Here is a 23,609-nt window from a genome sequence, read left to right as displayed (position 1 = left end):
CACTGATGGTGTGAATGTGGGTGCGGCTCAGGACCCTACGAGCGGCCCGTACAGCCGGCCGTACAGCAGAAATACAGCCACCGGACCGTTGGCAATGGCATGCAAGCGAAGACCCTGCGGGCAGGGGATTGACACCCGGCGCTCAGCCGCGCAAGATCCTGATCACCATCAAAGAGGCCTAAGACGGGGGTCGTTGCCCATGGGATGGTTCGCCGCCGCACTGTGCGCGCTCCTCATGACAGCCACACTTGCCACCGTACACATACGCAAATCATTTCTGGTCGTCGCGGTGCAGGGCAGCAGCATGGCGCCCACCCTGCGAGACGGAGAGCGGGTCGTCGTACGACGCCGTCCACTCGCCCGGGTCAGCCGCGGTGACGTCGTCGTCCTCAAACCACCGCACACCAGCGGCCCGTACGCCACCGACCACGACGGCGCCGGGTGGAACATCAAACGCGTCGCCGCAGTGCCGGGCGAACCCGTCCCGGACGGCACCGCGGGCGCCGGCCCGCGCACGACCGTGCCACCCGGATCCCTCGTCGTACTCGGCGACAACCCCGACAGCATCGACTCCCGCCACCGCGGCTTCTTCCCCGGCGACCAGCTCCTCGGGACCGCGGTACGCCGGCTCGGCGGCAGCCGGATATGAGAACCGCCGCGGACAGCGACTGTCCGAGACCCGAAGCCGTCACCTTCCGCACACTCGGCACACTCGAACTGCGCGTCGCGGGCGCCCCGGTCCGTATCGGCGCCGACAAACAACGCGTCCTGCTGGCCATGCTCCTCGCCCACGACGGGCGGGCCGTACCCGTCCCCGTGCTCATACGCGAGATCTGGGGCGACGACCCGCCACCGTCGGCCGTGGCCAACCTGCGCACCTACGTGATGCAGTTACGCCGCCATCTCCCGGCGGGCGAAGCGCGGCTTGCCACCTCCCGCTCCGGCTACGTACTGCGCGTCGACGACACCGACTTCGACATCCCCCGCTTCCGCGCCAAGGCCGCGGACGCACGCCGCGCCGTCGCCCAGCGACAACTGCCCGAAGCCGCCGAGCTCTACACCCAGGCACTGGCCCTGTGGCGCGGACTCCCCCTGGAGAACGTCACCCAGGGCCCGGCGCTGCGCGGATTCACCCAGCACCTCAGCGAGCTCCACCTGAGCATCGTGGAGGAACAGGTGGGCGTCGAGACCGCCCTCGGCCGCCACGGCACCGTCATCCAGCACCTGCGTCACGTCATCAAACTCCATCCGCTGCACGAACGGCTCCGCGGACGCCTCATGCTCGCCCTCTACAGCAACGGCGATGTGGCAGCAGCCCTCGGCGCCTTCACCGAAGCCCGCAACGCACTGCGCGAAGAACTCGGCATGGACCCGGGCGAGGAACTCTCCCGGCTCCACCGGGCCATCCTGCGCCGCGACCCGGCCCTGCTGCCCGGACCGACCGCCACCGGACCAGCCGGGCCCACCGGGCCCGCCGGATCCGCCGGGCCCCAGAGCATCCCCCGCCAACTCCCCCCGGAATCAACGGTGTTCGTCGGGCGGCAACGGGAGATCGCAGCCGCACACGAAGCCCTGCGCGCCGGCCCCACCACCACCGTCAGCGCACCGACCGTCGTCTTCCACGGCCAGGGAGGCTTCGGCAAATCGGCCCTCGCACTGGGCGTCCCACCCCCGCACATCCCCGACACCACCGCCGAAGCCTCCCTGCGCTACCAGTCCATGCTCGCCGGCCGCCGCCTGCTGATCGTCGCCGACAACGCGCTCGACGCCTCCCAGATCCGGCCCCTGATCCCGGCCAACAACGCCTGCGCCGTCCTCGCCACCAGCCGCTCCAGCCTGCCGACCCTCCTCGCCACCCGCATCGCCGTCGGCACCCTCGACGAAACGAGCTCCGTCCAGCTCCTGGCCCTGATCGGCACCGGCGAACGCTTCGCCCGCGAACACGACGCCACCGTCGAACTCGCCCGGCTCTGCGGCCACCACGCCCTCGCACTGCGCATCGCCGCGGCCCGTCTGGTCGCCAGACCCGAATGGTCACTCGCAGGCTTCGCCGGCCGGCTGCGCCACCGGGCCCAGCGCCTCGACGAACTCCAGGCCGAAGGCCTCTCCGTACGCGCCTGCATCGCCCAGAGCTACCGCCAACTCCTTCGCACCCCGCTCACCGGCCGCGCCCGCTCCGCACGCGCCTTCCAGCTCCTCGGCCTCTTCGACCACGACGAGTTCGACCTCACCGACGCGGCCGCACTGCTCGGCACCGACACCCGCCAGGCCGCCGGCGCACTCGACGAACTGGTCGACGCCCAGCTCATCGAACCCGTCACCGAGAACACCTTCCGCATGCACGAACTGATCCGCCTGTACGCCGCCGAACTCGCCACGCCCGCAGGCATGCTGCCGCACCGCCCCCTGCCGGCCGTGGCACGCCACAAACAGCCTTACAGCTCCAGCGCGTACGTCAGCAGCCCAAGGCCCGGAACCGGCTCCCAGTCCCGCTCCGGAGTGCGCACAAAACCCAGCCGGTGGTAGATCCGATGAGCGGCGTGCATGCCGCTCTGCGTCGACAGCACCAGCCGTACACACCCCGGAACGGCCCGCGCCCGCTCCACACACGTACGCACCAGCGCCTCGCCCGCACCACGGCCCCGCGCGCGCTCGGAGACCGCCAGCATCCGGAACTCCGCCTCGCCCGCCCCCGCGATGTCCGCCCACGGCCCGCCGTCCGGCACGAACGCGACCCCACCGACCACCGTGCCCGGCCCGTCGACCGCCACATACACCTCGGAACCCGCAGCCCGCCCCGCGACATCCCGCAGCACCGCCAGATACGGATCGTCCACGCCGAAATCCAGCAGACCACCCCGCAGATAGGCCTGCGCCGTCAGCTCACCCAGCTCGGCATGCTCCCCGGGCTCGATCCTCCTGATCGTGATGTCCATGCCCCGCAGTGTGCCACCCTCCGCACAACGAGACAGGGCCGGGAAACCCGAAGGAATCCCGGCCCCGCCACCCAGTCACCGAACCGTCAGGCCGCGCCCTCACCGAGGTACGCCGCACGGATACGGTTGTCGGCCAGCAGCTCGCCCGCCGGACCCGACATCGCGACCTCGCCCACCTCCAGGACATAGCCGCGGTTGGCCAGACCCAGCGCCTGCGTGGCGTTCTGCTCCACCAGCAGCACCGTCGTGCCCTGCTTGTTGATCTCCTCGATGATCTCGAAGATCTGCTGCACGATCAGCGGCGCCAGACCCATCGACGGCTCGTCCAGCAGCAGCAGCTCCGGCTTGCCCATCATGGCCCGGCCGATCGCCAGCATCTGCTGCTCACCGCCCGACAGCGTGCCCGCAAGCTGCGAACGCCGCTCCGCCAGACGCGGGAAGAGCGTGAACACCCGGTCCATCTCGGCGGAGTCCACCGAGGAGAACCGGTATGCACCCATCTCCAGGTTCTCGCGCACCGTCATCGTCGCGAAGACCCGCCGGCCCTCGGGCACATGCCCGACGCCGAACTGCACCAGCTCGTGCGACTTGATGCCGTCGATGCGCTCACCGCGCAACAGCACCTCGCCATGGCGCGGCTGAAGCATGCCCGAAATGGTGCGCAGCGTCGTCGTCTTGCCGGCGCCGTTGCCGCCCAGCAGGGCGACGATCTCGCCCTTCTTGACCGTCAGGTCGATGCCCTTCAGCGCCTCGATGGCGCCGTAGAACACCCGCATACCCTTCAGCTCGAGCAGCGTCTCCTCGGACGACCCGGGCGTGCCGGTGTCCTTCTGCAGCTCAGTCGTGGTGCTCACTTGCCGCTCTCCTCGTCCGACTCGTCGCCCGACGCCTCGCCGGCGGACGCACCGTCCGGCACGTCGTCGCCCGACGCGTCACCGTCCGAAGCCTCGTCCGACGCGACCGCCGAGACGTCCGAAGACGCCACCGACTCCTCCTCCGGCGCCGACCGCTGCTCCCCTATGGCCGCCTGGACCACCTCGGCGTCCTCCGCCGAAGCACCCAGATAGGCCTCGATCACCGCCGGATGCTGCTGCACCTCGCTCGGCGTCCCCTCGGCGATCTTCTTGCCGAAGTTGAGGACCATGACCCGGTCCGCCACCGACATCACCAGACGCATGTCGTGCTCGATCAGCAGCACGCTCACACCCAGCTCGGTGTTGATCCGGCGGATCAGCTGCTCCAGCTCCAGCTTCTCCGTCGGGTTCGTACCGGCGGCCGGCTCGTCCAGCAGCAGCACCTGCGGATCCGTCGCCAGCGCCCGCGCAATCTCCAGGCTCCGCTGGTCACCGTACGAGAGACTGCCCGCGATCTCGTTGAGCTTGTCCTCGAGACCCACGAACTTCAGCAGCCGGTGCGCCCGCTCGTCACTCAGACGCTCCGCCTTACGCGCGTTCGGCAGACCCAGCATGATCGACACCGGACCGGCCTTCAGCCGGGTCTCCGCCGCGATCTTCACGTTCTCCAGCGCGGTGAGCGCCCCGAACAGCCGGATGTTCTGGAACGTACGAGCCAGCCCGACCCGGTTCACCAGGTGCGGCTTGCTGCCCAGCAGCGACTTCTCGTCACCGTCCTTGGACCGGAAAACAATCCGGCCCTCCTGCGGCGTGTACGCACCCGTCAGCGAGTTGAACAGCGAGGTCTTGCCCGCACCGTTCGGCCCGATGACCGCCAGCACCTCACCACGCTGCATGTTCAGGTTGACATGGTCCAGGCAGGTCAGACCGCCGAACCGCAGCGTCACATCGGACGCCTGCAGCACCACGTCGCCACCGGCCGCCGGCTGCGTAGGCGCAGCCGCACCGTTCTTCACGTCGGTGGTCATCAGATCTTGCCTCCTGCCGGCTCGGTCATCGCGTCAGCGTCACCGAGGCCCTCTTCCGCCATCTTCAGCTCACGCTGCCTACGGCGCGAAGGCCAAAGACCCTGCGGCCGGTAGATCATCATGACCACGAGCAGCGCGCCCAGGTACATGTACCGGTCAGAGGGCTCCACCACGTCCTTGAGCGCCTCGGGCAGCCACACCAGGATCGCCGTACCCGCCAGCACACCCGGGATCGAACCCATACCACCGAAGATGACGTACGCCAGGATCAGGATCGACTGCAGCAGCGGGAACACCTCAGGGTTGATGTACCCGTACTTGCTGGTGAAGATCACACCCGCGACACCGGAGGTCGACGCACCGATCGCGAACGCCATCAGCTTGAACTGCACCGTGTTGACACCGTTCGCGGCAGCCGCGATCTCGTCCTCACGAATAGCGGTCCAGGCACGCCCCACCCTCGAGTGCTCGAGGCGCGAGAACAGAATGATCACCAGCACGATGAAGAAGACCAGCAGATACCAGTACGGCAGCGGCTTGATCGACCACTTGTACTCGAAGCCGGCAAGGTCGATCGAGAAGTCCGGGATCAGACGGGCACCCTGCGGGCCACCCGTGATGCCGTCAGCGTTCTTCGCGACCAGATAGATGATCTCGTGGAAACCGAGCGTCACGATCGCCAGATAGTCGCCCCGCAGCCGCAGCGTAGGAGCACCCAGCAGCAGACCACACGCCAGACACGTGAGAACCGCGACCGGAATCACCCAGAAGTTGTTCAGCACCACCGGCGGCTCGATCGGCAGCCGGCCCGTCCAGAACGCCGTCGAGTACGCGCCCACCGCGAAGAAGGCGAAGAACCCGAGGTCCAGCAGACCCGCCCAGCCGATCACCACATTCAGGCCGATCGCCAGCAGCGCGAAGATCGCGATCTGGTCCACCAGCACCGTCTGCCACATCCGCGTCAGACCCGACGGAATCACCAGAGCCAGGACCACAACCACCGTCAGCACGCCGTAGCGCATCCGCTTGTCGCTCTGGAAACGCGCCCGCAGCGAACCCAGCGGACCGCCCGAAGCCGCCTGCGCCGACGACTTCGCCTTCGAGAAACCACCCTTGATGGGCTCGGCGAAGAACTCACGCAGCGCCCAGATCGCGACCGCAACAGCCAGCCAGATCCACAGACTCGCACCCGTGAACGTCGACTCCAGCGAGAAGAACACATCGCGGGTGTTGCCCTGCTCACCCGTCATCACAGCCATCAGCAGACCCAGGGCGATCATCGCCCACAGCCGCGAGAACCGCTCAGTCCGGTACCACGCCGTACGACGGAGCTTCGCCGCCGCGGTCGGCGTCAGATTCTTGGAAGTCTCCACAGTGCTCATGCCGCCCTCCCCACTCGCTCACCGAGGATGCCCATCGGGCGGAACATCAGCACCAGGATCAGGACCACCATGGCCGAGACGCTGCGCCACTCGTCACCGAGCAGCGGCACCGTCATCGTCTCCACGATGCCGATCAGGATGCCACCGAACATCGCACCGCGAATGTTGCCGATACCGCCGACGACGGCAGCGGCGAACGCGGTGATGCCCGGGATGAAGCCCATCGTGTACGACACCTGGTTCAGGTTGGCGAACAGGAAGCCCGCCACACCGCCCATGACGCCGCCGACGATGAAGGTACGAGAGATGACCTTGTCGATGTTCACACCCATCAGACCGGCGACCTCGGCGTCCTGCGCCACCGCGCGGATGCCCTTGCCGAGCTTGGTGCGGTTCACCAGCATGTCCAGCGCGACCATCATGACCACGGCCGTTGCGAACTGCAGCATCTGAGTGATGTTCACACCCGCGCCGAAGATCGAGAAGACCTCGTGGTTGTCGTACATCTCCGGAAGCGGCAGCGGGTCACGCCCGAACAGCTTGCCGGCCAGGTTGTACAGGAAGAACGAGGCGCCGATCGCGGTGATCAGGAAGATCAGCCGCGGCGCACCACGTCTGCGTAGTGGTCGGTACGCAACCTTCTCCAGGCCGTACGCCGTGAAGCCGCCGAACAGCGCCGAACCCGCCATCGCGAGAGCGACGAAACCGATCGAGGCCAGGGCGGACGGGTTGTCCCCCGGATTGACCAGCTGAAGGACGATGAGGCTGCCATAGGCGCCGAGCATGAAGACCTCGCTGTGCGCGAAGTTGATCAGCTGCAGCACACCGTAGACAAGGGTGTAGCCGATGGCGATGACGGCATACAGCGAGCCGAGCATCACCCCTAGGACGAGATAGTCCCAGAATTCCTGAAGGGACATGGAGCAAGACTTCCTTGTGGGAGCTGAGCAAGCCGCTTCGCTCGTGGCGACGAGGGCGGATTGCGGGCGGAACTTTCTGAAAAGCGGGGGCTGTTACCGCACTTCGCAATCAGGGGCCGGGAGAACTTCCTCCTCCCGGCCCCCGATCACATGGCGTCAGCCACTCAAGCCTCGGCGTCAGCCGACCAGCTCGTTGACGTTGCCCTGGTACGCGATCTTGCCGCCCTTGACCTGGTACAGGTACACGTCCGTGCCCTTGAACTCACCGTTCTCGTCGAAGGAGAAGGTCTTCGTCAGACCCTTGTACGACGCCTTCGCCAGAGCGTCGCGCAGAGCCTCACGCTGGACATCGCCCTTCAGACCCTTGACCTGCTCAATGATCATGTTGGTGATGTCGTACGCCTCGGCGGAGTACGTACCGGGGGCCCGGCCGAACTCCTTCTGGTAGTCCGCGGCGAACTTCTTGGTGCCGGCCTCGACCGTGGCGTCGGTGCAGGGGCAGGTCAGGAACCAGTTCTCGGACGCGTCACCCGCGAGCTCGACGAACTTCGCGTCGTTGGAACCGTCACCCGAGATGCCCGCGCCCTTGTAGCCGGCGTCCTTGAGCTTCTTCGCGAACGGAGCCAGGTCCTGGTAGTAACCGGCGTAGATCAGGGCGTCGGCCTTCGAGTTGACGACGTCCTTCGCGGTCGCGCTGTAGTCCGGCGTCTTCTGCGGGACGGACTTCTTGACGACCTTGACGCCGGCTTCCTTCAGACCCTTCTCGGCCACACCGGCCAGGCCCACGCCGTAGTCGGTCTTGTCGTCGATCAGGTAGACCGTCTTCGCCTGGACCTTCTTGGCGAAGTACGTGGCCATCGCGGCACCCTGCATGTTGTCGTTGGGGACACCACGCAGGAAGCTCTTGAACTCGTTCTTCGGGTCGGTCAGCAGCGGGTTCGTGGCCGACGGGGAAACCGTCACCAGACCGGCCTCCGCGTACAGCGGAGAGGCCGTGTTGGTCGCACCCGAGAAGGCGGGACCGACAACCGCGACAACGCTCTCGTCGTCGATGGCCTTCTGCGCGGCGGCCGTGGCCTTGTCCGGCAGACCCTGGTCGTCCGCGGCGACGTACTCGACCTTGAAGTCGAGGTCGCCCTTGGCGTTCGCCTGCTCGATGGCCAGCTTCACACCGTTCTGCATGTTCTCGCCCAGTGCGACGTTGTCGCCGGAGAGCGGGCCCTGGAAAGCAATCTTGACGGCGTCGCCGCTGCCGGAGTCACTACCGCAACCGGTCAACGCCAGAGCACCAACAGCCAGCGGAATAGCCAGCTTGACGATGGTCTTGTTCAGCACTAGGAACCCCTCGGAGCCGCGCGAACGATCTTGTCTGTGAGGGAAGTTGCTCTTCCTTCACAGGACACCGCCAGTCCGTGCGGTGTGCGGGGAATGTAATCGGGCGATAAGGCACACGGATAGGTGACCGCCCGATGTGTGATCGCCCTGTGACCTGAGTCATGCGCCGGAAACAGAACACTCCTTACCGGCGACCGGACATGTCAGCCGCGATCCGCAACTTCCCGACAACTCACACACGATCTTCATCGCGGTGCTCCGGGAGAATCCGGAAGGACACCGGGCCGACCGGAAACATCCTGCTCAGCCGCCCTGTGGCGCACATCGGGGACTCGTGGCCTGCCGTCCCCACCGCCACCACACAATGGCCGGAACAGGCCGCCTCGCCGCTCCTCGTGCCCTTCGGAACAACCCCTCCGTCTCACCGGAGAGCGGTCACACCCCACTCGCCGACGTGCACGGAGACCCTGCACACCCACCGTGAGCGCAGTGCCACGCGCTGCCGATGTTGTGTTCGCGTCACTGTAGCGCGGAGCACACATGTATTCGGCCGGAAACAGCAAAGAGCCCCCGATCGCCCTCCCGCTCACCGAGCGGAACCGGACCGGGGGCCCTGCAAACCCTCCCACGAACGGGAGCCACCGCCAGGAGCTACTGCCCCTTCGCCGCCTTCTTCTCCTCGGCGTCCTCGATGACCGCCTCGGCAACCTGCTGCATCGACAGCCGCCGGTCCATCGACGTCTTCTGGATCCACCGGAACGCGGCGGGCTCCGTCAGCCCGTACTGCGTCTGCAGAATGCTCTTCGCCCGATCGACGAGCTTGCGCGTCTCCAGCCGCTGCGAGAGGTCGGCGACCTCCCTCTCCAGCGCCTTCAGCTCGGTGAACCGGGACACGGCCATCTCGATCGCCGGCACGACGTCACTCTTGCTGAACGGCTTGACGAGATACGCCATGGCCCCGGCGTCCCGGGCACGCTCGACGAGATCGCGCTGCGAGAAGGCGGTGAGCATGAGGACGGGGGCGATGGACTCCTCGGCGATCTTCTCGGCCGCGGAAATCCCGTCGAGGACGGGCATCTTCACGTCGAGGATGACGAGATCCGGCCGATGCTCCCGGGCCAGCTCCACGGCCCGCTGCCCGTCCCCGGCCTCGCCGACGACCGCGTACCCCTCTTCTTCGAGCATCTCTTTGAGGTCGAGCCGGATGAGCGCCTCGTCCTCCGCGATGACGACCCGGGTCGTCAGCGGCGGGACGTGCGACTTGTCGTCATCGGCGGTGGGCTGGGGCGACTCGGGGGCGGTCACGGGGGCTCCTTGGTACGGCGCATATACAGCTCCCCATGAGCCTACCGAGCTGCGGTAAGGTGGGGTCGCAGCTGGTCAAGGGTAACCTTCGATTACGCGAGCCCCGGTAGCCCAATTGGCAGCAGGCAATGGATTCAAAACCCATACAGTGTCGGTTCGAGTCCGACCCGGGGCACTTTTCCTTCGATTCCAAGGTCGCGAGCAGAATCGCGGATCTTCACGTGAACGTGTGATCACTCCGGGAATCACCTCAACGCCGGCGTCGACTCGGCCAGGCTCGGCCTTGTGTACGACTTGGAAACGCGCGAGCGGGCCCTGGCGCTTGTCGCCGAGGGACGCAGCGTGAACTCGGTGAGCAGAGAGGTTGGCGTTTCTCGGGCGGCCATCCGCTCCTGGCAGGTGCGACTCGGGCCTCTCAACCGTGACTTCCGCTGTCCCCGGTGCCGCGAGACGCCCGTTCTGCCCGAGGCCCCGGCTGCGTACTCCTATCTTCTGGGCCTCTACCTCGGCGACGGCTGCATCAGCGCGGCCCGCCGGGGCGTGTACTTCCTCCGCGTCGCCTGCGCCGATGCCTGGCCCGGCCTCATCGACGCCTGCGCCGAAGCCATGCAGACCGTGCTGCCCGACAACAAGGTGTTCCGTGTCCAGCGCCAGGGCTGCCAGAACGTCACCAGCCACAGCAAGCACTGGCCCTGCCTCTTCCCTCAGCACGGGCCGGGCAAGAAGCACGAGCGCAAGATCGCCCTCGAACCCTGGCAGCAGGAGATCGTCGACGCTCACCCGTGGGAGTTCATCCGTGGCCTGATCCACTCCGACGGCTGCCGGGTCACCAACTGGACCACCCGCATCGTCGACGGCGAGCGCAAGCGCTACGAGTACCCCCGGTACTTCTTCACCAATACGTCGACCGACATCATCGGGCTCTGCACGCGCACCCTCGACCGGCTCGGCATCGAGTGGAAACCGCTCAACCAGAGCCGCGCCGCCGTCACCATCTCCGTCGCCCGACGCGCATCCGTCGCACTCATGGACGCCCACATCGGGCCCAAGTACTGAGACCACCCCCTCGAACCCTCGGAACCGAAAACACGTGGCGGCCGTGCCATGCCTCGGGCAGGCTCCGCCACGATGAGCGATGAATCAGAGGACGAGTGGGCGTACGCGCCTGTCGGCACACTCAAGGGGCTGCTGCAACGGGGGCGGGGTCTGGGCGCGCTTGAGGCGGCGCACGGTCCGGGGTCGGCCGGTGAGCTGGTGTACGAGGGCATCCGGCAGGACTGGCGTTGGGACTCGGTGGACGACCGCCACGTCTATCTGGCCAGGCTGGTCCGGGATCTGGAGCTGTCGCCGGCGCCGGTCATTGCCCGGCTGACGGGCGATGAGGACGCCTGCGAGCAGGCCACACGCGTGCTGGAGCTGCTCGCGAGGTCGGGGTCGGGGTCGGGGTCGGGGTCGGGGTCGGTCGAGTCTCGGGAGGCTCTGCGGTCCTACGTCCGGGAGGGCGAGCACTGGGTGGACGTCCTGGAGTCGGTGGCGCGCAGCTGGCCGGTCGAGTGGTGGGACGATCTGGCCGATGTCGCGCGGGCCCGGCTCACCGGGGACGAGCCGCTGCTGTGGCGCTGTGAACCGTGGGTGCGCTGGCGTCCTCGGTTCGGGGTCGCCGCGCGGCCTGGCCCGCTGGGGGTGCATACGGTCGAGGTGGGTCCGAGCAGTGGCCGGCTGCTCGCTCTGCTTGCCGATCCTGGGGCGGCCGAGGGTGCGAAGGTCGGTGCTCTGAACGCGCTGGCCGGCCGCCCGCCGGAGTCGGCGCTGATGTGCTTGGTGCCGTCGCTGGGCACCTCGGACGGTGAGCGGCCTCTGCCGTTGCTTTCGCGGGCGGTCGAGCGGCTCGGTGCGCTTGCCGTTCCGGCCGCTCGTGAGTGGGTGGCGGACGGGCGGCCGTGGCTGGCCTGGATCGGGATCGAGGTGCTGGCCGAGCACGGCGAGGCTGTGGATCTGCCGTTGTTGTCGAGGGAGCTGGCCGTGCAGTGGGAGGAGCGCTGCTGGTGCGGTCCCAAGGTGCTGGCGGCCGGTCTGGCGCGGTTCGGTCCCGATGCGGCTGAGGCCGCTCCCGTGCTGCGCCGGTTCTGGTTGGGTACTCCGCATTCCTATGAGCGGCCGGCCTTTGTGAAGGCGTTGGCGGCCATCGATCCGGCGGGTCTGGATCGGGTGTACACGGAGTCGCTGTGGGACTGCGAGTCGGACGCGCGTCTGCTCGGTGTCGCTTCGGCGCCGGATGTGCCGTGGGTCCGGGAGCGGCTCGCTCGGCTGCGGGACGATCCGATGGAGGAGCCGGAGGTCAGGGTCGCGGCCGGGAGGCGGCTGGCGGGGGCGTGAGCCGAGCTGGGCGCGGGGTGCACGGCTGCTCGGCGGTGTGGTCTGTGTGGTGGGGCGTGCGGTGGGTTCGGCCGGTGGCGGGGAGCCCCGCCCGGGTGAGCCGCTTGCGCGGCTCCGGTGGGCGGTTCAGTGCTGTGTCACTTCACACGCATGTCACTTCACGCATGTCACTTCACGCATGTCACTTCAGGCATGTCACTTCAGGCTTTCGCCGATGTGGTGGACGCGGACCAGGTTCGTGGAGCCGGGGACTCCGGGCGGGGAGCCGGCTGTGATCACGACGATGTCGCCTTTCTGGCAGCGGCCGATCCGCAGGAGTTCTTCGTCGACCTGGGCGACCATCGCGTCGGTGGAGTCGACGTGGGGGCCGAGGAAGGTTTCGACGCCCCAGGTGAGGTTGAGCTGGGAGCGGGTGGCGGGGTCGGGGGTGAAGGCGAGGAGGGGGATCGGGGAGCGGTAGCGGGAGAGGCGTTTGACGGTGTCGCCGGACTGGGTGAAGGCGACGAGGAATTTGGCGCCGAGGAAGTCGCCGATTTCGGCGGCTGCGCGGGCGACTGCGCCGCCTTGGGTGCGGGGCTTGTTGCGGTCGGTGAGGGGTGGGAGGCCCTTGGCGAGGATGTCTTCTTCGGCGGCTTCGACGATGCGGCTCATGGTGCGCACGGTTTCGACGGGGTATTTGCCGACGCTGGTTTCGCCGGAGAGCATGACGGCGTCGGTGCCGTCGATGACGGCGTTGGCGACGTCGGAGGCTTCGGCGCGGGTGGGGCGGGAGTTGTCGATCATCGAGTCGAGCATCTGGGTGGCGACGATGACGGGTTTGGCGTTGCGCTTGGCGAGTTTGATGGCGCGCTTTTGGACGATGGGGACTTGTTCCAGGGGCATTTCGACGCCGAGGTCGCCGCGGGCGACCATGATTCCGTCGAAGGCGGCGACGATGTCGTCGATGTTGTCGACGGCCTGGGGTTTTTCGATCTTGGCGATGACGGGGAGGCGGCGGCCTTCTTCGTCCATGATGCGGTGGACGTCGTGGATGTCGTGTCCGGTGCGGACGAAGGAGAGGGCGATGACGTCGGCGCCGGTGCGCAGGGCCCAGCGGAGGTCTTCGACGTCCTTTTCGGAGAGTGCGGGGACGGAGACGGCTACGCCGGGGAGGTTGAGTCCTTTGTGGTCGGAGACCATGCCGCCTTCGATGACGGTGGTGCGGACGCGGGGGCCGTCGACTTCGGTGACTTCGAGGGTGACCTTTCCGTCGTCGACGAGGATGCGTTCGCCGGGTGTGACGTCGGCGGCGAGTCCGTGGTAGGTGGTGCCGCAGGTGTGGCGGTCGCCTTCGAGGGGTTCGACGGTGATGGTGAAGTCGTCGCCGCGTTCAAGGAGTACGGGTCCTTCGCGGAAGCGGCCGAGGCGGATCTTCGGGCCTTGAAGGTCGGCGAGGATGCCGACGTTGCGGCCGGTTTCGTCGGCGGCTTTGCGGACGTGGTGGTAGCGCTCTTCGTGGTCGGCGTAGGTGCCGTGGCTGAGGTTGAAGCGGGCGACGTCCATTCCGGCTTCGACCAGTGTCTTGATCTGGTCGTATGTGTCGGTGGCGGGGCCCAGGGTGCAGACGATCTTTGCTCGGCGCATATGTCGAGCCTATGGCTTACCCGCGGGTAGAGAATTGGCCGCGCGTGACTACTCAACAACCTTTGCGTGAAAGGTTATTGACAAGTGTTGAATTGTGCACGGGGGCGCTCCGATGAGCATGAGCGATTTCCCCGTGCACGTGCGTCTTACGAGGCGCGAATGGCATGCGCATGACGTGGGGGCGAGGCGGTGGCCGGTCACAGCCGGGGTGGGGTCATGATGAAGCGGGCGTTGACCTGGGCGTGGACGGTCTGGCGCTGGGGTTCGAGGTCGAGGGCGGGGGCCGCTGTTTCGGGGGTGGCTGCGGCGAACGCGGTGCGCATCATGGGGCCGGGGACCGGGGGTGTGCCGTAGGGGACGGCGTTCTCCGCGCCGAGGTCGGCGAGCTCGACGAGGGCGGCGAGTTGTGCGCCGAGTGCGCCGGCGTATTCGCGGGCCCGCTGGACTGCTTCGTGTACTGCTCGGCGGCGGGCTTCACCGTGGGCGGGTGAGTCGGGCCGCAGTGACCACCAGGGGCCGGTGACTCGGGTGAGTTCGAGGTCGGCGAGGCGGGTGGTGAGTTCGCCGAGTGCGGTGAAGTCGGTGAGTTCGGCGGTGATGTGGACGCTGCCGTGGTAGGCGCGGATTCGTTCGCCGCGGCCGTGCTGGGTGAGTTCCGGGCTGATGGAGAAGGCGCCGGTCTCGAGTTTTTCGACGGCGTCGCCGTAGGACTTGATCAGGTCGAGGACGTCGGTGTTGCGGCGGGTGAGGTCCTGGAGTGCGCTTGTGCGGTCCTTGCCGCGGGCGCTGACGGCGACCGAGACGGTGGCGATTTCGGGGTCGACCTCGAGGTGGGCTTCGCCGCGGACGGCGACCCGGGGCATTTCGGGGGTGCCGAAGGGCGGGGACGGCAGCGGTGGCCCGGGTGTGTCGGCGGTCATGGGCAGCTCCCTGGTTCCGGGCGGTCGAGGTGGCGGTCGGGGCCACTCTCGCATCTGTCGCGGTCAGCGGGAGGACACCGGATCGAAACCTGTCGGGGGTGTTGCGGCGGAGCGCTGTTGGGCCAGAATCTACGCGCGTTGTGCATCGAATCGAAGGAGACGAAATGCCCCTGAACCGTAGGACGTTCCTGGAGCGGTCGGCCGCCGCGGGTGCCGGTGTGGCCGTCGCCGTGGGTACGGCTGTGCCCGCTGCTGCCGACGAGCGGGGCGGGCAGGGCCATGGACGTCCGCCGAAGCGGTACTCCTTCACGGTCATGGGGACGACCGACCTGCACGGAAACGTCTTCAACTGGGACTACTTCACGGACAAGGAGTTCGACGACAAGGCGCACAACGATGTCGGTCTGGCGAAGATCTCCACGCTGGTCACGCAGATCCGCAAGGAGAAGGGGCGGCGCAACACGCTCCTCATAGACGCCGGTGACACGATTCAGGGCACGCAGCTGTCGTACTACTACGCCAAGGTCGACCCGATCACCGCGAAGCGCGGCCCGGTGCATCCGATGGCGCAGGCCATGAACGCGATCGGCTATGACGCGGCGGCGCTCGGCAACCATGAGTTCAACTACGGCATTCCGGTGCTGCGGAAGTTCGAGGAGCAGTGCGACTTCCCGCTGCTGGGGGCGAACGCGCTGGACGCGAAGACGCTGCGTCCGGCGTTCGCGCCGTACAGCATGCACCGGTTGTGCACCCCGCACGGCCGTGATGTGAAGGTGGCGGTGCTGGGTCTGACCAATCCGGGTATCGCGATCTGGGACAAGCAGAACGTCAGCGGCAAGATGGTGTTCCCGGGTCTGGAGGAGCAGGCGGCGAAGTGGGTGCCGAAGCTGCGCTCGATGGGTGCGGATGTGGTGATCGTGTCCGCGCATTCGGGCTCCAGCGGCACGTCGTCGTACGGTGACCAGCTTCCGTACGTCGAGAACGCCGCGGGTCTGGTTGCCGAGCAGGTGCCGGGGATCGACGCGATTCTGGTGGGTCATGCGCACACGGAGATCGCCGAGTACTTCGTGACGAACAAGGAGTCGGGCAAGCAGGTGGTGCTGTCCGAGCCGCTGAAGTGGGGCCAGCGGCTGACGCTCTTCGACTTCGAGCTGGTGTGGGGCAACGGCCGCTGGACGGTCGAGAAGGTCGGCGCGAAGGTGCTGAACTCGAACACGGTCGCCGAGGACGAGAAGATCACCCGGCTGCTGAGCGATGAGCACCGGAAGGTCGTGGCGTACGTCAACCAGGTCATCGGCACCTCCACGGCGGCGATGTCGACGGTCGCGGCGCCGTGGCGGGACGAGCCGATCATCGATCTGATCAACCATGTCCAGGCGGAGACGGTGAAGGCGGCGCTGGCGGGCGGTCAGTACGCGGCGCTGCCGGTGCTGTCGCAGGCGTCGTGTTTCTCGCGGACGGCGTCGATTCCGGCGGGGCAGGTGACGATCCGGGACGCGGCGGGTCTGTATGTGTTCGAGAACACGCTGGAGGCCCGGCTGCTGACGGGTGCGCAGTTGAAGGACTATCTGGAGTTCTCGGCGCGATACTTCGTGCAGACGCCGGCCGGTGCGCCGGTGGACACCGCCAAGCTGACGAACGCCGATGGCACGCCGGACTACAACTACGACGCCGTCTCGGGTCTGACGTACGACATCGACATCGCGCGGCCGGCCGGGTCGCGGATCGTGGATCTGTCGTTCGGGGGCGAGCCGATCGACCCGGCGGCGCAGTTCGTGCTGGCGGTGAACAACTACCGGGCGGCCGGTGGCGGCAACTTCCCGCATGTCGCGCGGGCCCAGCAGCTGTGGGCGAACTCGGAGGAGATCCGGAACACGATCATCAACTGGGTGAAGGCGGAGGGCACGGTCGATCCTGCGCAGTTCGCGTCGGTGGGCTGGAAGCTGACCCGGGAGGGTGTGCCGGTCTTCTAGCGCTGTTCGATCGGGATGAGCGGGGGCGCCTGGCCTGGAATGCCGGGCGCCTTGCGCGTTTCCATGCCGAAGCGGGTGAAGGCGGTGCGTCGGGGCAGCGGGTAGGGCTCCTTGCCGGTGAGGGAGTTGAGGATGGCGGCGCTGCGCCAGGCGGCGAGTGAGAGGTCGGGGGCGCCGACGCCGTGGGTGTGGCGTTCGGCGTTCTGTACGTAGGCGGATCCGGTCACGGCCGGGTCGAGGACGAGGCGGTACTCCTCGTCGATGAGGGGGCGGCCTGCGCTGTCGCGGAGCATGTAGGGCTCGAGTCCGGCGAGCAGGTGGCCCAGGGGGCGTTCGCGGTAGCCGGTGGCGAGGACGACGGCGTCGGTGATGAAGCGGGTGCGGGTGCCCTGCTGGGTGTGTTCGAGATGGAGTTCGATCTTGGTGGTGGCGACCCGGCCGGCGGTGCGCACGGTGACGCCGGGGGTGAGGACGGCATCGGGCCAGCCGCCGTGCAGGCTGCGGTGGTAGAGCTCGTCGTGGATGGCGGCGATGGTGTCGGTGTCGATGCCTTTGTGGAGCTGCCACTGGCGCGGGACGAGTTCGTTGCGCACCGTTTCGGGCAGGGCGTGGAAGTAGCGGGTGTAGTCGGGGGTGAAGTGTTCGAGGCCGAGTTTGGAGTATTCCATCGGTGCGAACGCCTCGGTGCGGGCCATCCAGTGGATCTTCTCGGCGCCGGCGGGCCGGGCGCGCAGCAGGTCGAGGAAGATCTCGGCGCCGGACTGTCCTGAGCCGATGACGGTGATGTGTTCGGCGTCCAGCAGCTGTTGGCGGTGGTCGAGGTAGTCGGCGGAGTGGAAGACGGGGGCGCTGGGGGCGTCGGCGAGCGGGCGCAGCGGGTCGGGGACGTAGGGCTCGGTGCCGATGCCGAGTGCGATGGAGCGGGTGTAGGTGCGGCCGAGTGATTCCGCGTTGCCGTCGGTGTCGAGCTGGGTGAAGTCGACTTCGAACAGGGAGCGTTCGGTGTTCCAGCGGACGGCGTCGACCTGGTGGGCGAAGTGGAGGCCGGGGAGGTGGTCCGCGACCCAGCGGCAGTAGGCGTCGTATTCGGTGCGTTCGATGTGGAACCGCTCGGCGAAGTAGAAGGGGAAGAGCCGGTCCTTGGAGCGCAGATGGCTGAGGAAGGACCAGCGGCTTGTGGGGTCGGCGAGGGTGACCAGGTCGGCGAGGAAGGGGACCTGGAGGGTGGCGCCCTTGATGAGCAGGCCGGGGTGCCAGTGGAAGGCGGGTGCCTGTTCGTAGAAGGCGGTGGCGAGGCCGCCGGGGACGCCGTGGGCGAGGGCCGCGAGGGAGAGGTTGAACGGGCCGATGCCGATGCCCACGAGGTCATGGGGCTGTTCGGGGTCGTGGGCGCCGGGGGCGGGCGTGCCGGTCATCGGGGGGTGCTGCCTTCCACGAGTGCGATGAGGGTTTCGAGGTCACCGGGGGTGGTGTGCGGGTTGAGGAGGGTGGCCTTGAGCCAGAGGCGGCCGTCGGCGTGGGCGCGGCCGAGGACGGCGCGGCCCTGGTTGAGGAGGGTGCGGCGGATGCCGGCGGTCTGTTCGTCGGTGGCTTCGGTGGGGCGGAACAGGACGGTGGTGAGGGTGGGCCGTTCGTACAGGGTGAGGCCGGGGTTCTTGTCGACGAGGTCGGCGAACTGTCCGGCGGCGGCGCAGGTGCGGTCGACGAGGTCGGCGAGTCCGCTGCGGCCGAGGGCGCGGAGGGTGACGGCGATCTTGAGGATGTCGGGTCTGCGGGTGGTGCGCAGGGAGCGGCCGAGCAGGTCGGGCAGTCCGGCGTCGGTGTCGTCGGCGGGGTTGAGGTAGTCGGCGGTGTGGCCGAGGGGTGCGAGGGCTGCTCGGTCGGGTACGGCGAGCAGTGAGGCCGCGACGGGTTGCCAGCCGAGTTTGTGCAGGTCGAGGGTGACGGAGTGGGCGCGGTCGAGTCCGGTGAGCAGGGCGCGGTGCCGGGCGGAGAACAGCAGTGGCCCGCCGTAGGCGGCGTCGATGTGGAGTTCGGCGCCGTGGCGTCGGGTGAGGGCGGCGATCTCGGGGAGGGGGTCGATGCGTCCGGTGTCGGTGGTGCCTGCTGTGGCGACGACGAGGAGGGGGCCGGGCAGGTCGGTGAGGGCTTCGTCGAGGGCGGCGGGGTCGAGGATGCCGGCGGGTGCGGGCACGGTGACGGGTTCGGGCAGTCCGATGAGCCAGGCGGCGCGGTGTACGGAGTGGTGGGCGGTGGCGCTGCAGATGACCTGGAGGGTGCGGTGGCGTTCGCGGGCGAGGAGCAGGGCGAGCTGGTTGGATTCGGTGCCGCCGGTGGTGACGAGGGCGTCGGGGTCGGGGCCGTGGGGATAGACCTCGGCGGCGAGGGCCCGGGTGACGGTGGCCTCGAGCTCGGAGGCGGCCGGGGCCTGGTCCCAGGAGTCCATGGACGGGTTGAGCGCGGATGCGGCGAGGTCTGCGGCGGCGGCCAGGGCGAGCGGCGGGGTGTGCAGGTGGGCGGTGCACAGAGGGTCGGCGGGGTCTGCGGCGCCGTGCGCGAGGGCGCGGACGAGGGTGTGCAGGGCGTCGTCGGCGCCGCTGCCGTTTTCGGGCAGGACGGTGCCGAGGGCGTGGCGCATGTGGGCGGCGACGGCCTGGGGTCCGCCTGCGGGAAGGGGTCCGCCCCGGCCGGCCGCGCCTTCGGTGAGCGCGTCGAGTACGACGGCGATCAGCGGGCGCAGGGCATCGGGGCCGGTGGTTCCTCCCGCGAGGGGTGGCGGCGTACTCATGCGGGGTCCTTCGGGCTCGTGCGCGGCGGTCGCACCACCCTGGTCGTGGACCGGGTGGGGCGGCCGTCGTGCACAACGAGCGTGACCCGAAAGTGGTATTGCTTTGCGGAGGACGGGGGTTGAGGGGCGGGGTGCTGGTATGTGGGGCTTTCCCCGCCCTGTTCCCTCCCGCTGCGGAGGCTGTGCCGCCGTACGGTTACGCCCCGCGTACCTCCAGGGCCCTGCGCAGGTCGTCCAGTTGGTCGGCGAGCTTGCGGCGCAGCGCCGGGATCATGTCCGCGTCGCGCAGGCAGTCCTGGCCCAGGCGCAGTGTGTCCGGGTCGACCGCGTGGGTGGGGAAGGCGTAGCGGCCGGCGGCTTCGGCGATGGCCGGGCCTCGGCGGGTGGCGAGGGCGACCGCGTCGGGGTAGTAGCGGGCGACGTACTCGCCTACCAGGTCGGCCTGTTCGGGCTGCCAGAAGCCCTGGGCGGTGGCGGCGAACAGGTAGTTGGACAGGTCGTCCGAGGCGAACATGGCGTGCCATGCGGCCGCCTTGGCCTCGGGGGTGGGCAGGGCGGCGCGGCAGCGGGCGGCGCCTTCCTGGCCGGTGGCGCTGGGGTCGCGGTCCAGTTCGGCGGCGATGGCGCGCTCGTCGGTGGCGCCGAGGACACACAGACGCTTGAGGATGCGCCAGCGCAGCTCGGGGTCGAGTTCGGGTCCGCCGGGGACACCGCCGTCGGCCAGCCATTCCTGGATCGGCTCGGGCTGGGCGACGGCGTCGATGAAGTGGCGTACGGCGGTGAGCCGCAGGCCCGGGTCGCTGCCGTCCTCGGTGCGGCGCAGCAGGGCGCGGCAGATGCCGGTGAGGGTGGCGAGTGCGGCGGCGCGCTGTCCGGCGGGGAGGTAGCGGTCGGCGATCTCGGTGGCGGCGAAGGTGAGGACGCCCTGGACGACGGCGAGGTCGCTCTCGCGCGGCAGGTGGGCGGCGGCGGCCTCCAGGTAGGCGGCGGGGGCCAGCTCGCCGTCGCGGACCATGTCGCGGGCGGCGTTCCACACGACGGCGCGGGTGAGCGGGTCGGGGATGCCGGAGAGAGAGCCGAGGGCGGTGGCCCAGGAGATGTCGTCGAGGCGGACCTTGGCGTAGGTGGTGTCGCCGTCGTTGAGTACGAGCAGGGCGGGGCGGCGGCCCGGGTGGGTGTCAGGTGCGCCGTGGGGCACGTCCACGTCGAAGCGGTCACGCAGCACGAGGGTGCCGGGGCTGACGGGGTCGGTGTCGTAGGCGCCGACGGTGATGCGGTGCGGGCGGCTGCCGGTGTGGCCGACGGCCAGCTGCCAGCCGCCGGGGGTGTCGGTGACGGTGGGGGCGAGGGTGTCGACGCCGGAGGTGCGCAGCCAGGCGTCGGCCCACGCGTGCACGTCACGGTCGGTGGCCTGGGCGAGGGAGTCGATGAAGTCGGCGAGGGTGGCGTTGCCGAACTTGTGCCGGGCGAAGTGGTTGTTGATGCCGGCGAGGAAGTCCTTCTCCCCCATCCAGGTCACGAGCTGGCGCAGGGCGGATGCGCCCTTGGCGTAGGAGATGCCGTCGAAGTTGAGCATCGCGGAGGCGGTGTCGGGGACGGCGTCCGGGTCGGGGGCGACGGGGTGGGTGGAGGGCCGCTGGTCGGCGTCGTAGCCCCAGGACTTGCGGGCGATGCCGAAGTCGACCCAGGTGTCGGTGAAGCGGGTGGCTTCGGTGAGGGTCTGGTAGCCCATGTATTCGGCGAAGGACTCGTTCAGCCAGATGTCGTCCCACCACGTGAGGGTGACGAGGTCGCCGAACCACATGTGGGCCATCTCGTGGGCGATGACCATGGCGCGGGTCTGGCGCTGGGTGTCGGTGACGGCGGAGCGGTGGATGAACTCGTCGCGGAAGGTGACCAGGCCCGGGTTCTCCATGGCGCCGGCGTTGAATTCGGGTACGAAGGCCTGGTCGTAGGAGTCGAAGGGGTAGGGCTCCTCGAACTTCTCGTGGTACCGGTCGTAGCACTGCGTCGTGATCTCGAACAGTTCGTCGGCGTCGGCGTCCAGGTAGGCGCCGAGGGAGCGGCGCACGTGGAGACCGAAGGGCAGTCCGGCGTGCTCGGTGCGTACGGTGTGCCAGGGGCCGGCGGCGACCGCGACGAAGTAGGTGGACAGCGGCGGGGTGGTGGCGCAGGTCCAGCGGCCGTTGCCGTCGTGTGCGGCGATGCCGTTGCCGAGGACGGTCCAGCCTTCGGGTGCGGTGACGGAGAGGTCGAAGACGGCCTTGAGGTCGGGCTGGTCGAAGGCGGCGAAGACGCGCTGGACGTCCTCCATGAACAACTGGGTGTAGACGTAGGCCTCGCCGTCGCTGGGGTCGGTGAAGCGGTGCATGCCCTCACCGGTGCGGGAGTAGCGCATGCCGGCTTCGACGCTGAGGCGGTGCTCGCCCGCGGTGAGGCCGGTGAGCGGGAGCCGGTTCTCGGTGAGCGAGGCGGGGTCGAGGGGCTGTCCGTCGAGGGTGACGCTGCGCAGGTCGGCCGGCTTGAGCTCGACGAAGGTGTCCCCGGCGGCGCGGGCCGTGAAGTGTATGACGGTTCGGGAGTCGAAGGTCTCTTCGCCGGTGGTGAGGTCGAGGTCGACCTCGTACCGGTGGACGTCGAGGAGACGGGCTCGGGTCTGCGCTTCGTCGCGCGTCAGTACGGACATGCCGCCCATGCTGCCGGATGGGCGGGGGGCGGCACAGGGGGGGACGGTTCGCTGTCAGCGCACTCCGGCGCCCGCATTCCGGGGTGTGCGCATGTCAGGGCTGCTGCGGATCGTGCGGCCGGGGGCCGGCAGGGGGCTTGTCGGCGATCTGCTCGTGGTGGCGGATGACCTCGGCGATGATGAAGTTCAGCAGCTTCTCGGCAAAGGCCGGGTCGAGCTTGGCGTTCTCCGCGAGCTGGCGCAGCCGCTCGATCTGACGGGCTTCGCGGGCGGGGTCGGCGGGCGGGAGGTGGTGCTCCGCCTTGAGGTGGCCGACCTGCTGGGTGCACTTGAAGCGCTCGGCGAGCATATGGACGACTGCGGCGTCGATGTTGTCGATGCTCTCGCGCAGGCGGGTCAGTTCGGCGCGTACGGTCTCGTCGATGTCCCTCGTGGTCATGGTCGTCGAGCTTACGTCGGTCCGGTGGTGAGGGTCGGCGGGTGTTCAGGGTCCGGGACGCGGTTCCTCCGGTTGCTCCGGTGCCCCGGTTGCCGGGGACTGCGGTGAGGCGCGTGCGGGAGGGGCAGGCCGGGCTCGGGCCTGCCCCTCCGCCGTGCTCGGGTGCGGGTGTTACAGCGTGGCCGCCGCGGACTTGATGGCGGCGGCGAAGGTGGACACCTCGGTGTAGACGCCGGGGTAGTCGGGCCGGGCACAGCCCTCGCCCCAGCTGACTATGCCGACCTGGATCCACGCTCCGGCGTTGTCCCTGCGGAACATCGGGCCGCCGGAGTCACCCTGGCAGGTGTCGACGCCACCCTGGGTGTAGCCGGCGCAGATCTCCTCGTTCGAGACGAGTTCCGGGTAGGACTGCTTGCAGGAGGCGTCGGAGACGAACGGGACCGTGGCCTTGTACAGGTAGCGCTGCTGGCCGCCGCCCTCCCTGCGGGCACCCCAGCCGGCGACGGTGAAGGTGCCGTTGTTGTACGCCGACGTCTCGGCGATCTTGAGGGTGGGCAGGTTGACGGGCTGGGCGAGTTTGATCAGGGCCCAGTCCTTGCCGGTGCCGTTGTAGCCGGGCGCCCGGAAGACCTTGGTGGACCTGACCTTGATGGCGCTGGAGCTCTGGAGGTCGACGACTCCGGCGGTGGCGGTGATGCTGGTGTTGTTGCCGGTGGCGCCGACGCAGTGGGCGGCGGTGAGGACGATCTGCTGGGTGTACAGCGCACCGCCGCAGCCCATGGAGAGCCGGACCATGAACGGGAACTCGCCCTGGGCGGCGCGCGTGCCCCCGACGACGGGCGGGGCGGCGGCGGAGGCCGAGGTGGGCTGGAGGCTGACTGCGGCGAGGACGACGGCGCCGGCCGCGGCGCATCTCTTGAGCACACGCAGAAGCTGCTTCAACGGACTGCCTTTCGTGGGGGGTTGAGGCGTACGCCGTTGACGGACCCACGCAGCGGACATCATTTCTGACATGGGCCCGACAAGACGTGAACCGGATTATGA

19 protein-coding genes and 1 tRNA gene are annotated in these 23,609 nt (G+C 68.7%); 6 read left to right on the top strand and 14 right to left on the bottom strand.

Translation table 11 applies throughout. The features are described 5' to 3' along the window. The first annotated feature begins 235 nt into the window (after positions 1–235). A complete protein-coding gene (locus OHS70_RS28225; RefSeq protein WP_328401874.1) occupies positions 236–649 on the top strand; it encodes a S26 family signal peptidase in 414 nt (137 codons plus the stop codon). Next, complete coding sequence (locus OHS70_RS28220; RefSeq protein WP_328401872.1) at positions 646–2,526, top strand: AfsR/SARP family transcriptional regulator; 1,881 nt, start codon at positions 646–648, stop codon at positions 2,524–2,526. Before OHS70_RS28225 ends, OHS70_RS28220 begins: the two co-directional genes overlap by 4 nt. Here the strand turns inward: OHS70_RS28220 and OHS70_RS28215 are convergent. The 7 genes from OHS70_RS28215 to OHS70_RS28185 all read right to left on the bottom strand — a co-directional run bounded on the left by OHS70_RS28215 (position 2,436) and on the right by OHS70_RS28185 (position 9,760). Next, on the bottom strand, positions 2,436–2,936 hold the full coding sequence (locus OHS70_RS28215; protein ID WP_328401870.1) for a GNAT family N-acetyltransferase: 501 nt from the start codon (positions 2,934–2,936) through the stop codon (positions 2,436–2,438). The genes OHS70_RS28220 and OHS70_RS28215 overlap by 91 nt on opposite strands. Positions 2,937–3,022: 86 nt before the next feature. Next, a complete protein-coding gene (locus OHS70_RS28210) occupies positions 3,023–3,712 on the bottom strand; it encodes an ABC transporter ATP-binding protein (RefSeq protein ID WP_328405954.1) in 690 nt (229 codons plus the stop codon). A gap of 74 nt (positions 3,713–3,786) precedes the next feature. Continuing rightward, positions 3,787–4,818 carry an ABC transporter ATP-binding protein gene (locus tag OHS70_RS28205; protein ID WP_328401868.1) on the bottom strand — a complete coding sequence of 344 codons (1,032 nt, stop codon included), beginning with the start codon at positions 4,816–4,818 and terminating at the stop codon, positions 3,787–3,789. Next, entirely contained in the window at positions 4,818–6,200 is a 1,383-nt protein-coding gene (locus OHS70_RS28200) for a branched-chain amino acid ABC transporter permease (RefSeq protein ID WP_328401866.1), read from the bottom strand. The genes OHS70_RS28205 and OHS70_RS28200 overlap by 1 nt, the downstream gene beginning before the upstream one ends. Beyond that, positions 6,197–7,120 carry a branched-chain amino acid ABC transporter permease gene (locus OHS70_RS28195; RefSeq protein WP_328401863.1) on the bottom strand — a complete coding sequence of 308 codons (924 nt, stop codon included), beginning with the start codon at positions 7,118–7,120 and terminating at the stop codon, positions 6,197–6,199. The genes OHS70_RS28200 and OHS70_RS28195 overlap by 4 nt, the downstream gene beginning before the upstream one ends. A 177-nt stretch (positions 7,121–7,297) precedes the next feature. After that, the gene (locus OHS70_RS28190; RefSeq protein ID WP_328401861.1) at positions 7,298–8,455 is read right to left on the bottom strand and encodes a branched-chain amino acid ABC transporter substrate-binding protein; all 1,158 of its coding nucleotides are present in this window, start codon (positions 8,453–8,455) and stop codon (positions 7,298–7,300) included. Between the two features lie 651 nt (positions 8,456–9,106). Next, the gene (locus OHS70_RS28185; protein WP_328401859.1) at positions 9,107–9,760 is read right to left on the bottom strand and encodes an ANTAR domain-containing response regulator; all 654 of its coding nucleotides are present in this window, start codon (positions 9,758–9,760) and stop codon (positions 9,107–9,109) included. A 100-nt stretch (positions 9,761–9,860) separates the two neighbouring features. Between OHS70_RS28185 and OHS70_RS28180 the strand changes: the two genes are divergently transcribed. From OHS70_RS28180 to OHS70_RS28170, 3 genes are all read left to right on the top strand, one after another. Then, a tRNA-Leu gene (locus tag OHS70_RS28180) sits at positions 9,861–9,935 on the top strand. A gap of 110 nt (positions 9,936–10,045) precedes the next feature. Continuing rightward, positions 10,046–10,816 carry a helix-turn-helix domain-containing protein gene (locus tag OHS70_RS28175; RefSeq protein ID WP_328401857.1) on the top strand — a complete coding sequence of 257 codons (771 nt, stop codon included), beginning with the start codon at positions 10,046–10,048 and terminating at the stop codon, positions 10,814–10,816. 72 nt (positions 10,817–10,888) lie between these two features. Continuing rightward, positions 10,889–12,136 (top strand): hypothetical protein, encoded by a 1,248-nt coding sequence (locus tag OHS70_RS28170; RefSeq protein WP_328401855.1) that lies wholly within the window; start codon positions 10,889–10,891, stop codon positions 12,134–12,136. 195 nt (positions 12,137–12,331) lie between these two features. Here OHS70_RS28170 and pyk read toward each other — a convergent pair whose 3' ends face one another. Further along, positions 12,332–13,759 (bottom strand): pyruvate kinase, encoded by a 1,428-nt coding sequence (pyk, locus tag OHS70_RS28165; protein ID WP_328401853.1) that lies wholly within the window; start codon positions 13,757–13,759, stop codon positions 12,332–12,334. A 197-nt stretch (positions 13,760–13,956) separates the two neighbouring features. Next, positions 13,957–14,679: an SIMPL domain-containing protein gene (locus OHS70_RS28160; RefSeq protein ID WP_328401851.1), complete on the bottom strand. Its 723-nt coding sequence runs from the start codon at positions 14,677–14,679 to the stop codon at positions 13,957–13,959. 164 nt (positions 14,680–14,843) lie between these two features. Here OHS70_RS28160 and OHS70_RS28155 point away from each other — a divergent pair, with 164 nt between their 5' ends. Beyond that, positions 14,844–16,652, top strand: coding sequence for a bifunctional metallophosphatase/5'-nucleotidase (locus OHS70_RS28155; RefSeq protein WP_328401849.1), 1,809 nt, complete (start codon positions 14,844–14,846; stop codon positions 16,650–16,652). On the opposite strand, the gene OHS70_RS28150 is transcribed toward OHS70_RS28155, so the two are convergent. The 5 genes from OHS70_RS28150 to OHS70_RS28130 all read right to left on the bottom strand — a co-directional run bounded on the left by OHS70_RS28150 (position 16,649) and on the right by OHS70_RS28130 (position 23,507). Next, positions 16,649–18,067: a lysine N(6)-hydroxylase/L-ornithine N(5)-oxygenase family protein gene (locus OHS70_RS28150; RefSeq protein ID WP_328401847.1), complete on the bottom strand. Its 1,419-nt coding sequence runs from the start codon at positions 18,065–18,067 to the stop codon at positions 16,649–16,651. The genes OHS70_RS28155 and OHS70_RS28150 overlap by 4 nt on opposite strands. Then, entirely contained in the window at positions 18,064–19,440 is a 1,377-nt protein-coding gene (locus OHS70_RS28145) for a pyridoxal phosphate-dependent decarboxylase family protein (RefSeq protein WP_328401845.1), read from the bottom strand. Before OHS70_RS28145 ends, OHS70_RS28150 begins: the two co-directional genes overlap by 4 nt. A gap of 196 nt (positions 19,441–19,636) precedes the next feature. Next, positions 19,637–22,126, bottom strand: coding sequence for an aminopeptidase N (gene pepN / locus OHS70_RS28140; RefSeq protein WP_328401843.1), 2,490 nt, complete (start codon positions 22,124–22,126; stop codon positions 19,637–19,639). Positions 22,127–22,220: 94 nt separating this feature from the next. Then, on the bottom strand, positions 22,221–22,565 hold the full coding sequence (locus OHS70_RS28135) for a chorismate mutase (protein ID WP_328401841.1): 345 nt from the start codon (positions 22,563–22,565) through the stop codon (positions 22,221–22,223). 171 nt (positions 22,566–22,736) lie between these two features. Next, the gene (locus OHS70_RS28130) at positions 22,737–23,507 is read right to left on the bottom strand and encodes a S1 family peptidase (RefSeq protein WP_328401839.1); all 771 of its coding nucleotides are present in this window, start codon (positions 23,505–23,507) and stop codon (positions 22,737–22,739) included. Between the last annotated feature and the right edge of the window lie 102 nt (positions 23,508–23,609).

Source organism: Streptomyces sp. NBC_00390, from assembly GCF_036057275.1.
GTDB lineage: Bacteria > Actinomycetota > Actinomycetes > Streptomycetales > Streptomycetaceae > Streptomyces.
This window is presented reverse-complemented; position numbering and strand designations above follow the sequence as displayed.